General features: G+C 67.3%; 15 protein-coding genes. 9 read left to right on the top strand and 6 right to left on the bottom strand.

The window, feature by feature from the left end; genetic code table 11:
• Positions 1-20 precede the first annotated feature (20 nt).
• The 4 genes from F464_RS0116980 to F464_RS0116965 all read right to left on the bottom strand — a co-directional run bounded on the left by F464_RS0116980 (position 21) and on the right by F464_RS0116965 (position 4,916).
• Positions 21-953, bottom strand: a complete 933-nt coding sequence (locus F464_RS0116980) for an ABC transporter substrate-binding protein (RefSeq protein ID WP_018991037.1) — start codon at positions 951-953, stop codon at positions 21-23.
• A gap of 97 nt (positions 954-1,050) precedes the next feature.
• Positions 1,051-2,070: an ABC transporter permease subunit gene (locus F464_RS0116975; RefSeq protein WP_018991036.1), complete on the bottom strand. Its 1,020-nt coding sequence runs from the start codon at positions 2,068-2,070 to the stop codon at positions 1,051-1,053.
• 49 nt (positions 2,071-2,119) lie between these two features.
• Positions 2,120-3,679: a sugar ABC transporter ATP-binding protein gene (locus F464_RS0116970; protein WP_018991035.1), complete on the bottom strand. Its 1,560-nt coding sequence runs from the start codon at positions 3,677-3,679 to the stop codon at positions 2,120-2,122.
• A complete protein-coding gene (locus F464_RS0116965; protein WP_018991034.1) occupies positions 3,669-4,916 on the bottom strand; it encodes an ROK family transcriptional regulator in 1,248 nt (415 codons plus the stop codon). The genes F464_RS0116970 and F464_RS0116965 overlap by 11 nt, the downstream gene beginning before the upstream one ends.
• Before the next feature lie 424 nt (positions 4,917-5,340).
• Between F464_RS0116965 and mgtA the strand changes: the two genes are divergently transcribed.
• The 3 genes from mgtA (at position 5,341) to F464_RS0116950 (ending at position 9,581) form a co-directional block, all read left to right on the top strand.
• A complete protein-coding gene (gene mgtA / locus F464_RS0116960; RefSeq protein ID WP_018991033.1) occupies positions 5,341-7,884 on the top strand; it encodes a magnesium-translocating P-type ATPase in 2,544 nt (847 codons plus the stop codon).
• A gap of 108 nt (positions 7,885-7,992) precedes the next feature.
• Positions 7,993-8,805, top strand: coding sequence for an ABC transporter ATP-binding protein (locus tag F464_RS0116955; RefSeq protein WP_018991032.1), 813 nt, complete (start codon positions 7,993-7,995; stop codon positions 8,803-8,805).
• The gene (locus F464_RS0116950; RefSeq protein ID WP_018991031.1) at positions 8,802-9,581 is read left to right on the top strand and encodes an ABC transporter permease; all 780 of its coding nucleotides are present in this window, start codon (positions 8,802-8,804) and stop codon (positions 9,579-9,581) included. Before F464_RS0116955 ends, F464_RS0116950 begins: the two co-directional genes overlap by 4 nt.
• Before the next feature lie 40 nt (positions 9,582-9,621).
• On the opposite strand, the gene F464_RS0116945 is transcribed toward F464_RS0116950, so the two are convergent.
• The gene (locus F464_RS0116945; RefSeq protein ID WP_018991030.1) at positions 9,622-10,647 is read right to left on the bottom strand and encodes an AraC family transcriptional regulator; all 1,026 of its coding nucleotides are present in this window, start codon (positions 10,645-10,647) and stop codon (positions 9,622-9,624) included.
• A gap of 231 nt (positions 10,648-10,878) precedes the next feature.
• On the opposite strand from F464_RS0116945, the gene F464_RS0116940 reads away from it, so the two are divergent.
• The 3 genes from F464_RS0116940 (at position 10,879) to F464_RS0116930 (ending at position 14,857) form a co-directional block, all read left to right on the top strand.
• Positions 10,879-12,015, top strand: coding sequence for an acyl-CoA dehydrogenase family protein (locus F464_RS0116940; RefSeq protein ID WP_018991029.1), 1,137 nt, complete (start codon positions 10,879-10,881; stop codon positions 12,013-12,015).
• Positions 12,016-12,031: 16 nt separating this feature from the next.
• Positions 12,032-13,222, top strand: a complete 1,191-nt coding sequence (locus tag F464_RS0116935; protein WP_018991028.1) for a thiolase family protein — start codon at positions 12,032-12,034, stop codon at positions 13,220-13,222.
• Positions 13,223-13,291: 69 nt separating this feature from the next.
• A complete protein-coding gene (locus F464_RS0116930) occupies positions 13,292-14,857 on the top strand; it encodes an acyl-CoA synthetase (protein WP_018991027.1) in 1,566 nt (521 codons plus the stop codon).
• 12 nt (positions 14,858-14,869) lie between these two features.
• Here the strand turns inward: F464_RS0116930 and F464_RS0116925 are convergent, their stop codons facing one another.
• Positions 14,870-15,793, bottom strand: coding sequence for a LysR family transcriptional regulator (locus F464_RS0116925; protein ID WP_018991026.1), 924 nt, complete (start codon positions 15,791-15,793; stop codon positions 14,870-14,872).
• 143 nt (positions 15,794-15,936) lie between these two features.
• Between F464_RS0116925 and F464_RS0116920 the strand changes: the two genes are divergently transcribed.
• From F464_RS0116920 to F464_RS0116910, 3 genes are all read left to right on the top strand, one after another.
• Positions 15,937-17,076 carry an alkene reductase gene (locus F464_RS0116920; protein WP_018991025.1) on the top strand — a complete coding sequence of 380 codons (1,140 nt, stop codon included), beginning with the start codon at positions 15,937-15,939 and terminating at the stop codon, positions 17,074-17,076.
• Between the two features lie 7 nt (positions 17,077-17,083).
• The gene (locus F464_RS0116915; protein ID WP_232428971.1) at positions 17,084-17,989 is read left to right on the top strand and encodes a S1 family peptidase; all 906 of its coding nucleotides are present in this window, start codon (positions 17,084-17,086) and stop codon (positions 17,987-17,989) included.
• Positions 17,990-18,096: 107 nt separating this feature from the next.
• Entirely contained in the window at positions 18,097-19,158 is a 1,062-nt protein-coding gene (locus F464_RS0116910; RefSeq protein WP_232428969.1) for a GGDEF domain-containing protein, read from the top strand.
• The last annotated feature ends 113 nt before the right edge of the window (positions 19,159-19,271 follow it).

The following is a 19,271-nucleotide window of genomic DNA, read 5'->3' as shown; positions in this document are numbered from 1 at the left end:
GGGGGAATGAGCGGACGCCTTCAGCGCGGCGACGACCAGCCCTTGTAGCCGGACACGTTGTCGCGCGTGACCAGCGTCGAGGGGATCAGCACCATCGGGCTCGCCGGCTTCTTGCCGTTGAGGATGTCGTTGCCGATCACCACCGCCTGCTGCGCCATCAGCCACGGATCCTGGCTCGCGGAGGCCTCGACCTGGGTTTCGGTCTTCAGCGCGTTCTCGATATCCGGTGCGCCGTCCACCGACGAGATCACGATGCCCTTGCGCTTCAGCTGGCGGGCCGCGAGGTCGGTGCCGATGGCCTGCGGGTCGTTGATCGTGAATACCGCGTCGAGCTTCGGGAAACGGGTCAGGTGGCCGAGCATCACGTTCATGCCGCCTTCGCGCGAGCCCTTGCCGTCCTGGTCGTCCGAGAGCACCTTTATGCCGGGCGCGGCGGCGAACACTTCCTTGCAGCCCTTGACGCGGTCGATCACCGCCGACACCTGCGGCCCGTTCTGGATCACCACGTTGCCCTTGCCGCTCAGGCGCTTGACGATGTGCTCGCAGGCGATGCGGCCGGCCTGCACGTTGTCGGTCTGCACCGTCGCGTCCGCGCCTGCCGCGGCGACGTCGACGCCGACGACGGCGATGCCGGCCTTCTGCGCCTTGCGCACCGCGGGTTCGATCGCTTTCGCGTCGGCGGCGTTGAGCAGGATCAGGTCCACGCCGGCGGAGATGAAGTTGTCGATCTGCGTGAATTGCTTGTTCAGGTCGTAGTCGGCCGACGCGGTGATCACCCTGGCGTTCGGGTACATCTCCTTCACCTTCGCCTCGGCGCCCTTGGCGATCGTGACGAAGAAGGGGTTGCCGAGCGAGCCGACGGTGACGCCGACGGACTTGATCTCGCGCGCCTGGGCGACCCCGGTGACGCAGGCCAGCGCGACGCCGGCGGCGAGTGCATTGCGAATGAACATGGTTGTCTCCTGAACCGGTCTTTTTTGAGCCGCGACCCGGGACCGGATTCCGGGGACGCAGCGAGATGGAAAGCGGGAAGGGCGGGGATGGTGTCGATCAGGTCCGCGCACCGCTCTGGCGATAGCGGTCGAGCGCCACCGCGCCGATGATCACGAGGCCCTTGATGATGTATTGCCAGATGTCCGACACGCCCAGCAGCACCAGGCCGTTGGTCAGCACCGCGATGATCAGCGCGCCGATCAGCGTGCCGAGGATGGAGCCGACGCCGCCGACGAAGCTCGTGCCGCCCAGGATCACCGCGGCGATCGCGTCCAGCTCGTAGGACTGGCCGAGCTGCAGGCCGTTGGCGGCGAGCAGGCGCGCCGAGGTCATCACCGCGCCGAGGCCGGCGAGCAGGCCCGACATCGCATACACGAAGAGCAGCACCTTCCATACCTTGATGCCCGACAGGCGTGCCGCCTCGGGGTTGCTGCCGACGGAATAGATGTGCAGGCCCAGCACCGTGCGGCGCAGGATGAACCACGAACCGGCGATCACCGCGCCCGCGATCCACACCAGCCAAGGCACGCCGAGCAGGTTGTCGTTGCCGATGAAGGCGAAGGGCAGGTCGGGGTTGAACACCGTCTGGTCGTTGCCCAGCAGGCGTGCGATGCCGCGCACTGCCGTCAGCGCGCCCAGCGTAACGATAAAGGGCGGCAGCTTCGCGAAGGCGACCAGGCTGCCATTCACCAGGCCGAACGCGAGGCCCACGGCGAGGCCCGCGGCGATGCCCAGGATGCCTCCGCCGGGCAGCGTCGAGCTCATCACCGAAACGACCGCCGCCGCGGCGAGGATGGCCCCCACCGACAGGTCGATGCCGGCGGTGAGGATCACGAAGGTCATGCCGGCCGCGAGCACGATGTTGATCGACGCCTGCTGCGCGACGATCGACAGGTTCTGCGCGGTGAAAAAGCCCTCGGCGAGGATGCCGAAGCCGGCGGCGAGCAGGATCAGCACCGGCAGCATCCCGACCGTACGCATCAGGGACTGGAATCGCTCGCGGGACGTCGGTTGAACGGCGGCGCGCGGCGAACCGGCGAGGGTGCTGGGGGCGGGGGTGGCGGGGGCGTTGCTCATTGTCTTCTCCATGGTGTGTCTCTCCTGCTCTTGTATGGGCGCGCGCCGTTCACGCGGCCCGCGGCAGGGTCTGGGGGGTGGCGCCGGTGGCCAGTTCGATGATGGCTTCCTGGGTGATCGGGGTGCCCGTATAGCCGCCGAGTTCGCCGACCAGCTCGCCTTCGCGCATCACCAGCACGCGGTCGGCGGTACCGACGATCTCGGGCAGCTCGCTCGAGATCACGATCACGCCGACGCCGCGCTTCGCGAGGTCGTTGATGATCCGGTAGATCTCCGACTTCGCCCCGATGTCGACGCCGCGCGTCGGCTCGTCGAGGATCAGCACGCGCGGCTTGATCTCCAGCAGGCGCGACAGCAGCACCTTCTGCTGGTTGCCGCCCGACAGCGCCCCGACGTTCACGCGCGAATCGGGCACGCGGATCGCCAGATCGCGGATCGCGGCGGCGGCCCGGTCGCGCGCTTTCGCGACGTTCAGCACGCCGCCCGTGCGGGCGTCATCCGAGCACGCGCACACGTTGATGTTGTCGCGCACGCTCATGTCGAGGAAGAGCCCGCGGCCCTTGCGGTCTTCAGTCAGATACACGACCCCCGCGCGGATCGCGTCGAGCGGCGTCTTGAGCCGGATCGGCACGCCATCGACGACCAGCTCGCCGCCCGTGCGCTCGTCGGCGCCGAAGATCAGGCGCGCGAGTTCCGTGCGGCCGGCGCCGACGAGGCCCGCGATGCCCAGCACCTCGCCCGCATGCAGGTCGAAGCCGCAGCCGCGTACGCGCTTGCCGTCGCGCATGTCGCGCACCGCCATCACGACATGGCCCGGTTCGTAGGCGCCGTGGTCCTTCTTGTAGAAACCCGACAGGTCGCGGCCCACCATCATCTGCACCAGCGATTCGGCCGACAGATCGGCGCGGTCCAGGGTGCCGACGTAGCCGCCATCGCGCAGCACCGACACGCGGTCCGAGAGCTCGTAGATTTCGGCCATGCGATGGCTGACATAAACGATCGCGAGGCCGTCGGCGCGCAGCTGGCGAATCAATTCGAAGAGGCGGTCCGTCTCGCGCGAGGACAGCGGCGTAGTCGGCTCGTCCATCACCAGGATGCGTGCGTTCGCATGGATCGCACGGGCGATCTCGACCAGCTGGCGTTCCGCGATCGACAGGTCGCCGACCAGCGTGCGTGGACCGAAGGAGGCGCCGAGCCGGGTCAGGATGTCCGCGCAGCCCGCTTCCATCGCGCGCCGGTCGATGCGCCCGCCGCTGCGCAGCTCACGCCCGAGGTAGATGTTTTCGGCCACCGTCAGGCTCGCGCACAGCGTGAGTTCCTGGTAGATCACCGCCACACCCAGCGCCTTCGACGACAGCGGTCCGTCGATGACCACCGGCTGGCCGTCGATGCGGATCTCGCCGCCCTCGTCCGCGGTATACGCACCGGACAGGATCTTCATCAGCGTCGACTTGCCCGCGCCGTTCTCGCCCATCAGCGAATGCACCTCGCCCGGGTAGAGCGTCAGCGACACGTCGCGCAGCGCGCGCACGCCGGGGAAGGTCTTGGAGATGCCGCGCATTTCGAGCACGGGGCGAGGAGCGTGCCCATTGAGGTGATCAGTCGGCATCGCGCATTTCCTCCACGGAACGGGTCACGCTGCCGAGGATCTCGGCGCGCGGGGAGAAGCTGAAGAACATCGGCAGGCTCGCGGCACCGACCGCGCCGGCGTCGGAACCGAAGGAGCCGCGTACCAGATCGGGTGCGCCGCGCGCCTCGGGCGCCGTGTCGGCCAGCGCCTGGGCGAGGCGGCGCTGCAACAGGTCGATCAGCCCGCCATCGACGTCGGCGTCGAACACCACCACCGGCACGTCCAGCATGCACAGCGCGGAGCGCACGGCCGGCGTCAGCGCGTCGACGCAGTCCTCGACCCATTCCTCGACGGCCGGATGATGGGCGCGGATGTGGCGCTCGAGGTCCGCGTGGTTCGCCACATCCGCACCGCAGTAGCGCAGATGGCGCGAGAGCGCATTGAGCGAGGCGCGCGACAGCAGCAGGTCCCACTTTCCGGCGGGCGCCTGTGCCGAGGGCAGACGGCCCGGCGGCACAGGCATCACCGCGATGTCACCCGCGTTGCCGGTCACGCCGCGCAGGCAGTCGCCGTTGAGCGCCACGCCGCAGCCGATCACAGGGCCCATGAACAGATAGATGAAGTCGTCGAACTCGCGCCCGCAGCCGTAGAACAGCTCCGCAATCGCCGCCGCGTTGCCGTCGTTTTCGCTGAACACCGGCAGCCCGGTCGTCTCGCCGAGTTCGAACGCGAAGTCGACGTCGTCCCAGGCGCGGAAGTCCGGATTGGCGAGGTTCAGCTCCTTCAGCCATGCCCCGAGGTTGAACGGCTGGGCGACGCCGATCCCGGCCAGGCGCTCGCGCTCCCCCGGGGTCAGCACCTTCAGCACCTCCCCGATATCCGCGAGCACGATCTGCAGCGTCTCGTCGGGCGAGGGCAGGGTGCGGTCATGCACGCGGCGGGCAAGGATCTGGCCGCCGAAGTCGAGCAGCGCCGTCTCGATCGTGTCGCGGTCCAGGCGCACCCCGATGCCGAACGCACCCTTCGGGTTCAGGTCGATCAGCGTCGCCGGCTGGCCGCGCTGTCCCTCGATGCGGCGGCCCGTATAGACGATCAGCTCGCTCTCTTCGAGCGACTGGATGATGCTGCCGATGGCGGTGCTGGTGAGGTGAGTCCGGCGCGCGAGGTCGGCCTTCGAGGCCTCCCCGGAACGGCGCAGCACCTGCAGCAACAGGCGTTCGTTGTAGCGGCGCAGCCGTACGGAGTTGCGGCCGCGCCCAATGGGAGCAGTTGCCATGCTTGTCTCCTTCCACCCCGCTCATCGGCGGTGCTTATTAATAAATCAACTTGGTTTATTTAATGTCACGAGCGGCGGGTTGTCAAGGGGAAAGTTTGGCGAAGGGTGGTAATCCCCCCGCTCCTTAACGGTCGCCGGAGTGAATCGCCCCGGGTTCCGTGGAGGCCAGTTGGTTTAAGTCAGATCGCGATAGCGGCCCGCCTGCGTCGCTACGGTATCGGCTAGGGCGTCATCTCCGTACCGACCGTCGGCATCCGGGTGATGTCCCGATGCCGGTTGAAGGCATGGGACGAGGCGTTCGCGACGCGGCTCACGTCGAATCATTGCGCCGTTGTGATGCAGGCGGTCGACGCAGCATCTCTCAAGGTGCATATTCCACGCAGTCGACCAGCCATCCGCCGGTTGATGCATGCGGGAGGGACGTGTGGAGACCTCGTATTGGAGCCGGTCCGTTCCGGAACTGCTGGCAAGTCTCGACAGCACGCGGGACGGGCTCGCCGCTGACGAGGCCGCGCGGCGGCTGCGTCGGGTCGGCCTCAATACCGTGGAAGACCAGGCCGAGCTGTCCGCCTTGCGCCTGATGGGGCGCCAGTTCGAAAGCCCGCTCGTGCTGATCCTCGTCTTCGGCGCCGGCGTTTCGCTGTGGGTGCGTGACTGGACGGACGCGGCGATCATCCTTGCCATCGTCGCCGGCAGCGCGATCCTCGGTTTCGTGCAGGAATATCGCGCCTCTGTCGCAATCGCTGCGCTGCGCCGCCGCCTTGCGCTCACCGTTCAGGCGTTGCGGGGCGGGCAGCTCGTGACGATCGCCGCCAACAGCCTTGTCCCCGGCGACGTCATCCGGCTTGCGGCCGGCAGCCTCGTTCCGGCCGATGGCGTGATCCTGCAGGCGGTGGATTTCCTCGTCACCGAGGCGAGCCTCACCGGCGAGTCCTTCCCGGTGGAAAAGCGGCCGGGCGTGGCTCCTGCGGGAGCGTCGCTTGCCGGGCGCTCGAACACGGTGTTTCTCGGCACCTCGGTGCGCAGCGGCACGGCAACCGTCCTCGTGGTCAATACCGGCCGGCTCACGGAATTCGGCGCCGTCGCATCGCGCCTGAAGGCGCGTCAGCCGGAAACGGAGTTCGCGCGCGGCGTGCGCCAGTTCGGCTACCTGCTGGTGCGGATCATGATCGTCATGGTCGTGTTCGTGCTGGTGGTGAATCAGGCGCTCGGCCGTCCGCTGATCGAGTCGCTGCTCTATGCGGTCGCGCTTGCCGTCGGGATCTCGCCGGAGCTGTTGCCCGCGATCGTCAGCGTCACACTGTCGCACGGTGCGCGCTCACTCGCGCGCCGGGGCGTCATCGTGCGCCGGCTCGAAGCGATCGAGAATCTCGGCAGCATGGACGTGCTGTGCACCGACAAGACCGGCACGCTCACCGAAGGGGCGATCACCCTGCACGCGGCCGTCGCCCCGGGCGGGGTCGAGTCCGATCGGGTGCGCCGCCTCGCCTGTCTCAACGCCACCTTCGAGACCGGCATCCCCAATCCCCTCGACGCAGCCATCGTCGACGCCTGCACGCGCAGCGGTTTCGACGCCACGGGCTGGACCAAGATCGACGAGATTCCGTACGATTTCAGCCGCAAGCGGCTGACGATCGTCGTCGCCGAAGGAAGCGGCGCGTCCGGTCTTCACCAGATTGTCACCAAAGGGGCTTACGAGCAGGTCCTGCAGGTGTGCGCCGCGGTCCGGAGCGATGGCCGCGAAGGGCCGCTCGACGGTGAAACGCGCAAAGGGCTCGACGCCTACTTCCGCCGCTGCGGCGACGAGGGCTACCGCATGCTGGCGGTCGCGAGCCGGCAGGTCGCCGCCAGGCCTAGCTACGGTCACGAGGACGAGCGCGACCTGTGCCTCGAAGGCTTCCTGCTGTTCTCCGATCCGCCCAAGGCCGACGCCGCGCACGCGATCGGCGAACTGCGCCGGCTGGGGTGCCACACCAAGATCATCAGCGGAGACAACCGCTACGTCACGGCGCATGTCGCCCGGAGCATCGGCCTGGATGCGACGGCAATGCTCACCGGCGAACAGATCGCGGCAGTCACCGACGAGTCGCTGTGGCACCTGGCCGAGCGCACCGATCTGTTCGTCGAGGTCGATCCGCAACAGAAGGAGCGTATCGTCCACGCCCTGCAGCGCACCGGCCACGCAGTGGGCTACCTGGGCGATGGCATCAATGACGCGGCCGCGCTCCATGCCGCGGATGTCGGCATCTCGGTGCAGGACGCGGTCGACGTGGCGCGCGACAGTGCCGACGTCGTCCTGCTCCGCAGCGACCTCGGAGTGTTGCGCACCGGCGTCGAGGAGGGGCGCCATACCTTCGCGAACACCCTGAAGTACATCTCGATCACGACCAGCGCCAATTTCGGCAACATGGTCAGCATGGCGCTTGCCACGCCCCTGCTGCCTTTCCTGCCGCTTGCCGCCAAGCAGATCCTGCTCAACAACTTCCTTTCCGATATCCCGTCCATCGCCATCTCGACGGATCGCGTGGACCGCGACCACATCGCGCAGGTCCAGCGCTGGAATGTCGGCGACGTGCGGCGCTTCATGATCGTCTTCGGGCTGATCAGCAGCGCCTTCGATCTCCTGACCTTCTTCGTCTTGCTGAAAGTGTTCGATGCCGACGAGGCAAGCTTCCAGACGGCATGGTTCGTCGTTTCGCTGCTTACCGAACTCGCCGTCGTGCTCGTGCTGCGCACTGCCCAGCCGATGTGGCGCAGCCGGCCCAGCATGTTGCTACTCGGCTCCACCCTGATCGTCACAGTCGGCGCCATCGTCCTTCCCTACGTGCCCGGTCTCGCTCCCGCGTTCAATTTCGTCGCGTTGCCGCTGCCGCTGCTTGCCGTGATCTTGCTGATCGTCGCCGGCTACGTCCTCTGCACCGAAGCAGGGAAAAGGCTCTTCTACCGGCGTCGGGCCAATCACTCCTGAGCGCTGCGCACGGGCCGGGCGAAGGGCATCCGCGAACCGTCTGCCGTGTCGAACGGGTTGGTGTCGTCGGCGTCACGCGGGCCATGACGCGCGGGTGTAGGATGATTCATGGCTCACGACGAACCCATCGCAGCGATTGCCACCGCAGGGCTGAGCAAGCGCTTCAACCATCTTGTCGCGCTCGACCGCGTCACCCTGACGGTCGCGCAGGGGACGATCTTCGGCCTGCTCGGACCGAACGGCGCGGGCAAGAGCACCGCGATCAAGATTCTCACGACCTTGCTCGATGCGAGCGACGGCCTCGCCCGCGTGGCGGGATTCGATGTCGCGAAGGATCCAGTGGAGGTCCGGCGCCGGATCGGATACGTACCGCAACTTCTTTCCGCAGATGGCGCGCTGACCGCTATCGAGAACCTCAACCTTTCCGCGCGCCTGTACGGGCTGCGCGGCAAGACACGCGCTGCGCGGGTTCGCGATGCATTGGCGTTTGCAGGCCTGGAGGACCTGGGCGACCGACTGGTGCGCACCTACTCCGGCGGCATGATCCGGCGGCTGGAGATCGCTCAGGCGACCCTTCATGTGCCGGAAGTGCTGTTCCTCGACGAGCCGACGATCGGCCTCGATCCGGTCGCGCGGCGCACGGTGTGGGACAAGCTGCTCGAACTGCGGCAGCGCAACGGCATGGCCATCCTGATCACCACGCATGACATGGAGGAAGCGGAAGTCCTGTGCGACGAACTGGGCATCCTGCATCAGGGGCGCCTCGTCGTCACCGGCAAGCCCGAAGAGCTCAAGGCCGGCGTCGGCCCGGCGGCCACGCTCGAAGACGTCTTCGCGCACTACAGCGGCGCCGTGCTGGAGTCGGGCGGCAATTACCGCGAGATCCGCGAAAGCCGCAGCGCGATACGGAGGCTGGGATGAACGGGATGTGGCGCGCCGTTCTCGAAAGCGCAGCGGTGGCCGATGCCGAGATGCGCAAGCTCAGGCGCGATCCGACCGAACTGCTGTCGCGCGCGGTGCAACCGGTTCTGTGGCTCGGCGTCTTTGGTCAGGTGTTCAGTCAGGTCCGCGGGATTGCGACCGGCAGCCTGCGCTACCTCGACTTCATGGCGCCCGGCATCCTCGCCCAGAGCATCCTGTTCAGCGCGATCTTCTACGGCATCGCCATCATCTGGGAGCGCGACCTTGGCATCGTGCACAAGCTGCTGGTCACACCGGCCCATCGCAGTGCGCTGGTGCTCGGCAAGGCGCTCGCCGCCGGGATGCGGGGCTTGGTGCAGGCCGTCGTGGTCTATCTCGTCGCAATCACGTTGAAAGTCGATATCCGCTGGGAAGTCCTGCCCATGCTGACCGTTGCGGCCGCCGTCTTTGCCGGTTCCTGCATCTTCTCGAGCTTTTCGTTGGTGATCGCCTGCATCGTGAAGACCCGCGAGCGTTTCATGGGCATCGGCCAGGTGCTGACCATGCCTCTCTTCTTCGCGTCGAACGCCATCTACCCGCTGGACCTGATGCCGCCGTGGCTGCAGATCATTGCGATGTTCAACCCTCTGACCTACCTCGTCGACGTCCTGCGCGGTGCGATGATCATCGGCGGCAGCAGTGTTCATGCGGTCGGCGCCAGTTTTGGCATCATGCTCGGCGTGTTCGCGACCCTGCTGGCGCTCGCGGCAAGGCTCTATCCCGGCCTCGCGCGTTGATAACCGGGCGTTGGCCGGCCGCGGCGAGCGAAGGCGGGAGCTATTCCTGCACGCGCAAACCCGCCCCACGCCGTCGATAAGCGCCCGGCGGTGTCCCCGTCCACTGCTTGAACGCCCGATTGAACGCCGCCGGGTCGTCGAAGCCGAGATCGGCGCCGATGTTGGCGATCGATTCGTCGGAGCGCGAGATGCGTGCGATCGCCACGTCGCGCCGCAATGCGTCCTTGATCGCCTGAAAGTGCGTGCCTTCGGCGTCGAGCCGGCGGGCGAGGGTGCGCGGCGAGATGTGCAGCGCGCGTGCGACGTCTTCCACCGATTGCGGCGTGCCGAGGCGCGCTTCGAGCAGGTCGCGCACGCGGTGGGTGACCAGGCGTTCGCTCACCGACGCGTGGATCCAGTCCATCGGGGCCTTGCGCAGGAAGGCGGCGAGCGAGGCCTTGTCCTGGCGGATGGGCGCGTCCATGAAGGCGGGTTCGACGTAAAGCGCCGTGAGGGGGCGGTCGAAGCGGGCGGGGCCGGCGTACATGTTGATGTAATCGCCGGCGTGGACCGGGGGCGGGTAGGCGAGATCGACGTGGGCGAAGAGGAGCTTGCGGTCGATCATCCACGACGCGATGCCCTGCACCAGCATCAGCATCAGCTCCAGGATCAACACGCGAATCTCGCCAAGGTCCGCGCGCTCGACCAGCGCGACGCGCGTGAGGCCGTCGTCGTCGCGCATTTCGAAATGGATGTCGTCCAGCAGCAGGCGAAAGAAGCCGCAGTAGCGGTGTAGCGCGACGCGCAGGTTGGCAGCGTCGAGCATGCACAGGCACAGGAACTTGAGCGTGCCAGCGCGCAGGGGGCGCGAGAAGAAGAGGGGCGTCTCGTCGTCGAGCTCGACCGCGAGCGTGCGGTAGAAGAGCGCGAACTGTTCGACGGTGACGCGGGCGGATTCCTGTTCGAGCAGGGCCGGTGCAATGCCGGCGCGGGCGATGCAGTCGCAGGCGAGCGCCTGGCGGTCCCCGAGCCGCTGGACGAGCTGGCTGATCATGCGGATCGGAACGGTGACCGACGGGGAATTCATGCTGTGGTGATTTCCATGTAACAGCTGGCGAGTGGCAGAAAATGTCAATCGATGGGCGTTTTCTGTCATCCACAGTGATGACCATACGCAATAGTATGGATCGGAAATCAAGACATCTGAAACAGTTGATTTGTTGCCGGTGCGGTGATCGACGTCGAGTGACGCCGCATGTTGGCAATTAAAGCACAGGTGCGTCCATCGCCCGTCGGGTGGTGGTTTCCAGGAGAAAACATGGATTTTCAGTTGAACCCGGAGCAGCGCGAGATCCGCGAACTCGCGCGGCGTTTCTCGGACCGTGAAATCGTGCCGCGGGCGGCCGAGGCGGACCGCAGCAAGGCCTTCCCGGTCGAGGTGCATCAGCGGGCGCAGGAGCTCGGCCTGCTGGGCATCAACCTGCCCGAAGTGGTCGGCGGCGGCGGTCTGGGCTGCCTCGAGCTGGTGCTGGTGACCGAAGCCTTCTGCCGCGGCTGCCTCGGGATCGGGACTGCGCTGTGCGTGAATGCGCTGGCGACCGAGCCGATCGCGATCGCCGGAACGGAGGCGCAGCGCAAACGCTATCTCGGTGCAGCCGCGCAGGGAGCGCTGGCAGGTTTTGCGATGACGGAGCCGGGAGCGGGGTCGGACGTCGCCGGCATCCGCACGCGCGCCGAGCGCGTTTCCGGCGGCTACATGCTGACGGGCAGCAAGATCTGGATCTCGAACGCCAATGTGGCCGAGTTCTTCGTCGTCTTCGCCAATACCGCCCCGGACGCGGGCCACCGCGGCATGACGGCCTTCATCGTGCCGCGCGAAAGCAAGGGGCTGTCGGTCGGCGAGCCGTTGGGCAAGCTCGGGCAGCGTGCCGCGCCCACCTGCGAGGTGTTCCTCGATGGCGTCTTCGTGCCTGACGATCAGCGGTTGGGCGAGGAGGGCAGCGGTTTCGAGCTTGCGATGAAGGTGTTCGACCACTCGCGGCCAATGGTCGCGGCCTTCGGCGTCGGCCTCGTCGAGCGTTGCATCGACGAGGCGCTGGCCTACGCCACCGAGCGCCGCAGCATGGGCAAGCGCCTGATCGAGCATCAGGCCGTCGCGCACAAGCTCGCCGAGATGCGCATGAAGCTCGAGGCGGCGCGCCTGCTGACCTACCACGCGGCATGGCTGCTCGATCAGGGCAGGCCGAACACGATCGAGGCTTCGATCGCCAAGGCCTTTGCCGCCGACGCGGCGATGTGGGCCGCGACCGAGGCGGTGCAGATCTTCGGCGGCATGGGTTACTCGACCGAGTATCCGGTCGAGAAGCTCTTCCGCGACGCCAAGGTGCTGCAGATCTACGAAGGCACGAGCGAGATCCAGCGCAACATCATCGCCCGCGAAATGCAGCGGGCCTGAACTGAAGGAGTATTGAATGACCCAAACCAACCCCAACGAAGCGCTGATCCTGGGCGCCGTCCGCACCCCCTTCGGCCGCCGCGGCGGCGCGCTGCGCGAAACGCGCCCCGACGAACTGCTGGCGACGGCGATCGGCTGCTTGCTGCAGCGCACCGGCCTGCCCGCCGACCGCGTCGGCGACGTGCTCGCGGGCTGCGTGAGCCAGGCGGGCGAGCAGGGTGCCAACATCGGTCGGCAGGCGGCGCTGCTGGCGGGCCTGCCGGCCGAGGTGCCGGGCGTGTCGATGAACCGCATGTGCGGCTCCAGCCAGTTCGCGGTGCACGCCGCGTCGCAGGCGGTAGCGGCGGGCGACCTGGATTTCGCGATCGGCTGCGGCGTCGAGAGCATGAGCCGCGTGCCGATGTTCCTCGACCTGACGCTGGGCAAGGGCGATTTCCGCGGCTTCGACGGCCTGCATCCGGACATCCTGCGCCGTTACGCGATCCCGCATCAGGTGGAAAGCGCCGAGCGTGTCGCCGAGCAGTGGAAACTGTCGCGTTCGGACATGGACGAATTCGCGATCGAGAGCCATCGCCGCGCCGAGGCTGCGCGGGCCGCCGGCGTGCACGCGGAGATCCTGCCGGTGCGGGGCGTGGACAAGGAAGGGGCAGCGATCACGCTGGCGCACGATGAGGGCATCCGCGCATCGATCGACGTGGAGCGGATGCGCGGCATGGCGCCGGTGTTTCGCCAGCCGGGCGAAGGTGGCGTCACCGCGGCCAACGCGAGCCAGATGTCGGACGGCGCGGCGGCGGTGCTGGTGGGGCGTCGCGGGGCGGCCGAGGCGCTCGGGATCCAGCCGCGGGCGCGATTCCGTGCGCGCGTCGCGATCGGTTCCGACCCCGTGATGCAGCTCACCGGCGTGATCCCCGCCGCGCGCCGCGCGCTGGAGGTCGCGGGGCTGTCGATCCGCGACCTCGACTGGATCGAGGTGAACGAGGCCTTCGCCAGCGTCGCGCTATGCTTCGCACGCGAGTTCGCGCCGGACCTCGACAAGCTCAACCCGTGGGGCGGCGCGATCGCCCACGGCCACCCGCTGGGCGGCAGCGGCGCGGGCCTGATGGCGAAGATGCTTGCCGGCCTGGAGCACCGCGGCGGCCAGTTCGGCCTGCAGGTGATGTGTATCGGCCACGGCATGGCGACGGCGACGGTGATCGAACGAATCTGACGCGACGAAGCAAGCAAGTAGACGAACAGGGGCGCAGCCGAGGCCCCGGTACAACGGAGGAGACAAGAGATGAGTGCCGTGAAAACCGCCGACCTGAACCCGAACGCGCGCCGGGCCGCGCGCAACCTGATCGGCGATGCGTTCGCGCGATCGGTGCGCCGCAACCCGCAGCGCGAGGCGCTGCGCTTCGAGGCGCGCAGCTGGCGTTACGCCGAGCTCGACCGCGCGGCCAATCGCGTCGCCAACCGGCTGCTGGCGCTGGGCCTCGTCGCCGGCGACCGCGTCGCGGCCTACGGGCGCAATTCCGACGCCTACGTGCTGCTGTGGCTGGGCTGCGTGCGGGCGGGCCTGATCCACGTGCCGATCAACTACGCGCTGCTCGACGCGGAGCTGCGCTACATCGTCGACCAGTCCGGTGCGCGCGCGCTGTTCTGCGATGCCGACATGGCGGTGCACGTCGAGGCGCTCGGGCCGACGCTGGGCTGCGAATGGCGCGGGACGCTGCACGGCGGCAGCGCGCGGGATGTGCTGGGGTGGGCGCGGGCGGAGGCGGATGATGCGGCGCCGGACATCGACGCGACGGACGAGGACATCGCCCAGCTGCTGTACACGTCCGGCACGACCGCTGCGCCCAAGGGGGCGATGATGAGCCATCGCGCGCTGCTGGCCGAATACACGAGCACGCTGCTCGCGACGGACATCCGCGGCGACGACGTGTCGCTCGCCGCGCTGCCGCTCTACCACTCGGCGCAGATGCACGTCTTCCTCATGCCGCAGCTGCTCGTCGGCGCCACGACGCTGCTGGTGCAGGCGCCGCAGCCGGATCGCTGCTTCGAGCTGATCGAGCGCGAGCGCGTGACATCCTTCTTCGCGCCGCCGACGGTGTGGATCGCCTTCCTGCGCCATCCCGGCTTCGACGCCGCGCGCCTCGCGTCGCTGCAGAAGGGCTATTACGGCGCGTCGATCATGCCGGTGCCGGTGCTGCAGGAACTCGCGTCGCGCCTGCCGGCGCTGAAGCTCTACAACTGCTACGGCCAGAGCGAGATCGCGCCGCTCGCGACGGTGCTGCGCCCCGAGGAGCACGCCGAGCGCCCGGCCTCGGCGGGGCGGCCGATCTTCAATGTCGAGACGCGCATCGTCGACGTGAACATGCAGGACCTTGCGCCCGGCGAGATGGGCGAGATCGTGCATCGGTCGCCGCAGCTGATGAGCGGCTATTGGGGCAAGGCGGAAGAGACGGCAGGCAGCTTCGCCGACGGCTGGTTCCGTACCGGCGACGTCGGCTACCTGGACGAAGGCGGCTATCTCTACATCACCGACCGCATCAAGGACATCATCAAGACCGGCGGGGTGGTGGTGGCGAGCCGCGAGGTCGAGGAGTGCCTGTACACGCACCCGGCGGTGGCCGAGGTCGCGGTGATCGGCCTGCCCGACGAACGCTGGATCGAGGCCGTCGCGGCGGTCGTTGCGCTCAAACAGGGTGCCACGGCGAGCGCAGACGAGCTGATCGCCCACGTGCGCGAAAATCTGGCAGCGTTCAAGGTGCCCAAGCGGGTGTATTTCGTCGAGGACATGCCGCGCAACGCGTCGGGGAAGCTGCTGAAGCGCGAGCTGCGGGAGCGGTTGCGGACGTGAGGGAGTGGCGTCTCACGGCGTTGCGGCGAGCATCTGCGCGATGTCCGGGTCGCGGCTGAACGCTTCGGAGAAGTAGTTAACGAAGCTGTTCACCTTCAGCGAGGGGCGTCGCGCGGGCTGGAACACGACGTTGAGCGGCAGGGAAGGCGGGCGGTAGCGGGTGAGGATGGGTTTGACGCGGCCGGCGCGCAGGTCGTCGCCGAAGGTCCACACGGGGGAGTAGCTGATACCGAGCCCTTCGCACGTCGCCTGGCGGATGGCCTCCGAGCTGTTCGACTGGAAGTTGCCGTCGACGCGCACGGTGTGCGGCCGATCGTCGGCGTCGCGGTAGCTCCATTCGTCGAGTGTCGCGAGGCCGGTGTAGATCAGGCAGTTGTGCTTTCGCAGCTCGTCGGGATGCTGCGGTTCGCCGTGCGCTTCGAGGTAGGCGGGCGAGGCGAGGGTGGCGCGGTGTGCGGTGCCGATGCGGCGGGCGACGAGGCGGCTGTCCTTGAGTTCGCCGACGCGGAAGGCGACGTCGATGCCGGCGGCGACCAGATCCGTGAAGCCGTCGTCGAGCTGCAGGTTGATCTTGATCCTGGGGTAGCGCGTGTAGAAGGCGGGCAGGCGCGGCACGATGTGCAGCCTTCCGAACGCGGCAGGGGCGGCCACGCGCAGCACGCCACCGATTTCATGTTCGGTGCGGTGCACTTCGATGTGCGCCTCCTCCAGCGTGTCGAGCACCTGCCGGCAGCGCTCGTAGTACAGCTGGCCCGCCTCGGTGAGTGAGTGGCTGCGCGAGGAGCGCACGAGGAGCGGTGCGCCGACGAGCTTTTCGAGCGCCTGCACCTGCTTGCTGATCGCCGACTGCGTGCTGCGTGCCTCGCGCGCGACGGCCGAGAAATTCCCGGTTTCGACGACACGGACGAAGGTTTCCATCAGGCGCATGCGGTCCATTGCGGCTCCGGTATATTCCTGCAAGGAATAGATGCTATCACCGCAGTGAGCTACTCCCACGGATCAGGCATGGACATAATCGCAGCAAGTCGATCAGGCGACTGATCCGGTTTTCGATTGCAGTCAACGAAGGACATCCCACCATGAACGCTCCGCACCCGCAGGCCGCCCGCAACGGCGGCGAATCCGACACCCGCAAGCTCTTCCAGCCGGCACGCATCGGCGACATCGAAGTCGCCAACCGCGTCGTCATGGCCCCGCTGACGCGCAGCCGCGCCGACGAAGCGGCCGGCGACATTCCCGGCAGCGCGATGAACGTCGAGTACTACCGCCAGCGCAGCAACGCGGGCCTGATCATCAGCGAAGGCACGCAGGTGTCCCCGCTGGGCAAGGGCTACATGGCGACGCCCGGCATCTACTCGGATGCGCAGGTCGAAGGCTGGAAGACGATCACCCGCGCCGTGCATGAAGCGGGCTCGAGGATCGTCGCGCAGCTGTGGCACGTCGGCCGGATCACCCATCCCGATCTGACGGGGGGTGCGCATCCGGTTGCGCCGTCGGCCATCCAGCCGAAGATGATCGCCTACACGCGCAGCGGCAAGGTCGATGTGCCGCAGCCGCGCGAGCTGAGCGTCGAGGACATCGCCAGCGTGGTGGATGAATTCCGTCGCGGTGCGGCGAACGCGCTGCGTGCGGGATTCGACGGCGTCGAGATCCACGGCGCGAACGGCTATCTGGTCGACCAGTTCCTGCGCGACGGGGCCAACCAACGCACCGACGAGTATGGCGGCTCGGTCGAGAACCGTGCGCGCTTCGCACTGGAGATCGTCGATGCGGTGATCGCCGAGGTCGGCGCCGGGCGCGTGGGCATCCGCCTCTCGCCGGTCAGCCCGTTCAACGACGTGGCGGACAGCGACCCGCAGGCGGTGTTCGGTTACCTCGTCGAGGAGCTGAACAAGCGCGGCATCGCCTTCATCCACTTCATCGAAGGCGCGACGGGCGGTCCGCGCGACGTGCCGGGCTTCGACTACGCCCGGGCGCGCAAAGCCTTCCAGGGCACCTACATCGCGAACAACGGCTACGACGGTGCGGCGGCCATCGCCGCGGTCGAGTCGGGCAAGGCGGACGCGGTATCCTTCGGGCGCCTCTTCATCGCCAACCCGGACCTGGTGCAGCGCCTGAAGCACGACACGCCGCTCAACACGCCGAACCCGAAGACCTTCTACGCGCCCGGCCCGGAAGGCTACATCGACTATCCGACGCTGGAGGCGATCGCGGCCTGATCCGCGTTTGCTGCACGGGCGGGCCCGGGACGCACACTCGATCGAGACTGCGCGCTCGGGCCCGTCGGCCATTGTGGCGTATGCTGTGGTAGATCGAAATCCGCCCGCCGGTCGTTTCGCGATCGAGGTCGCCGCACGGGTCCAGCGGCAGCCAGCCGGGATCCATAACGGTGCCCTGCAAATGATCGAATCCCTGCTCCTGACGACCGTGCCTATCGTCACCTTCGATCGGCAGCGGCCACTGACGAATGCGAGCGGGTTCTTCTTCGTGATGGATCAGCGCTTGTTCGTGGTCACCGGCCGCCACGTGCTGTTCGACAAGCCGACCCGGCACTTCCCGGACCGCATCGAACTCGAGCTGCACAACAATCCGGACAACCTCGCGGAATCAACGGGCTTCTCGATGCCGCTGTACCGCAATGGCCGGAGCCTGTGGCGCCAGGGATTCGACGCAGCGGGCAATATCGACGTGGCGGTTCTCGAAGTCGATCGCGGGGCACTCCCCGCGAAGCTGGTTTACCGTGCCTTCACGCCTGCGCATCTGCCGGGGCAGCTCGACCACGTCGAAATCGGCACTTCGCTGCTGGTTGTGGGCTTTCCGCTCGGTTTTCACGACACCCTGCACCACATGCCGGTGGTGCGCCAGGCCGTCGTCGCATCCTCGTTCGGACTGCGCTTCAATGGCGAGGGCTATTTCCTGACCGATGCGCGCACCCACCGCGGCACCAGCGGCGCGCCGGTGGTGATGCGAGTGGCGCATCCTCCACCCAGCTACGGCGATCTGCCGTGGATGTTGCTCGGTGTGCATTCAGCGCGACTCGACGTCGGGACGCGCGATCTCGCGCAGGACGAGGCGCTCGGCCTGAATTGCGCCTGGTACGCGGATATTCTGCTAACGTTGATCAAGTCCTGAACCATTGCAGCCGCAGGCGGGTAGTCCGGACCGGCCTTTGTCGCTCGACGTCGAGGGGCAATCATTGAGGGAGAACTGCGATGGCACAGGGACCGGCGGAGAGCTCCGTGGTGCTGCGACGCCTCCTTGCCCTTGCGCGTGATTTCCTGCAGGCATCCGACCTGGGCGAAGTCCTCGAACTTGCGGGGCAGGCCATCCCCGATCTTCTCCATTCGGACGGGAGCCTTTTGGTCGTTCATGACGGCGAGCGCGAGTTCGTCACGGAATTCGGCCATCACCAACGGCCCATGCCAACGCAGGAAGCGTCCGCCTTGCTGCGGATTGCGCGACGTGCAATGGCCGACCGGACGCCGATCCTGCTTCCCGGGATTGCACCGGATTCGGGCATGCGCGAGGACGAACTCGCTGCGCTTGGCATCGCAAGCCTGATTGCATATCCGTTCCCGCCGGTCAGGGCCATGGGGGTGCTGGTGTCGGTGTGGTATCGGCAGGGGTACCGCAAGGAACTCGCCCGGCTAGTTCCGACCTTGCGCCTGCTCGGCGAGATCACGGGAGCCGCACTCGGCAATGTCAGCTTCCGGAAGTCGCTCGAAGCCCGGATCGAGACAAAGTCGAGCGAGATTGCAGAAGCCGCCCGTCTTCACGAGGTCGAGTTGCTGAGGCGGGACTCCGTGGAAGAGGAGATCCGCAGGATCTCGGTGACCGACATGATGACCGGCCTCCTGAACCGGCGAGGCTTCTTTCTTCACGCCGAACGCAGTCTCAAGCTTGCCCGACGCCAACGGGTGCCTGGCGCCCTCGTCTTCATCGATATCGACGGCTTGAAGTCGATCAACGACGCGGATGGGCACGATGCCGGAGATGATCTCATCGAGGACATGGCGCACATACTGCAGCAGTGCTTTCGCGATGCCGACGTCGTTGCCCGCATCGGTGGCGACGAGTTTGCCGTGTTCACGATCGATACGCCGCAGCCGGACGTGCTCCTGGCCCGGATACGGCAAAGCCACGCAGACTTCACGCCGCGGCCGGATTGTCCCTACCGGATCTCGTTCAGCACCGGGATCGTGCAGTGTGATCCGGTCTCCGAACTGAGCCTGTCGGAGTATCTCCTGCGAGCAGATCAATTGATGTACGAGCACAAGCGGAACCGCCTCTCCGATATCTGAAACTGGAGCGGATTCGGGCCCTCGCAAGCGTTACAAAGTAATGGTCGACTCACCGCCGTGAGGGGCCATACTCAGTTTACTCCCAATTCCGCCGCGGGCATTCGCCAACGAGC

This window comes from Aromatoleum toluclasticum ATCC 700605 (genome assembly GCF_000378245.1).
Lineage (GTDB): Bacteria > Pseudomonadota > Gammaproteobacteria > Burkholderiales > Rhodocyclaceae > Aromatoleum > Aromatoleum toluclasticum.
Note: the sequence above shows the minus strand (reverse complement) of the source record. Positions and strands in the feature narration are given on the sequence as shown.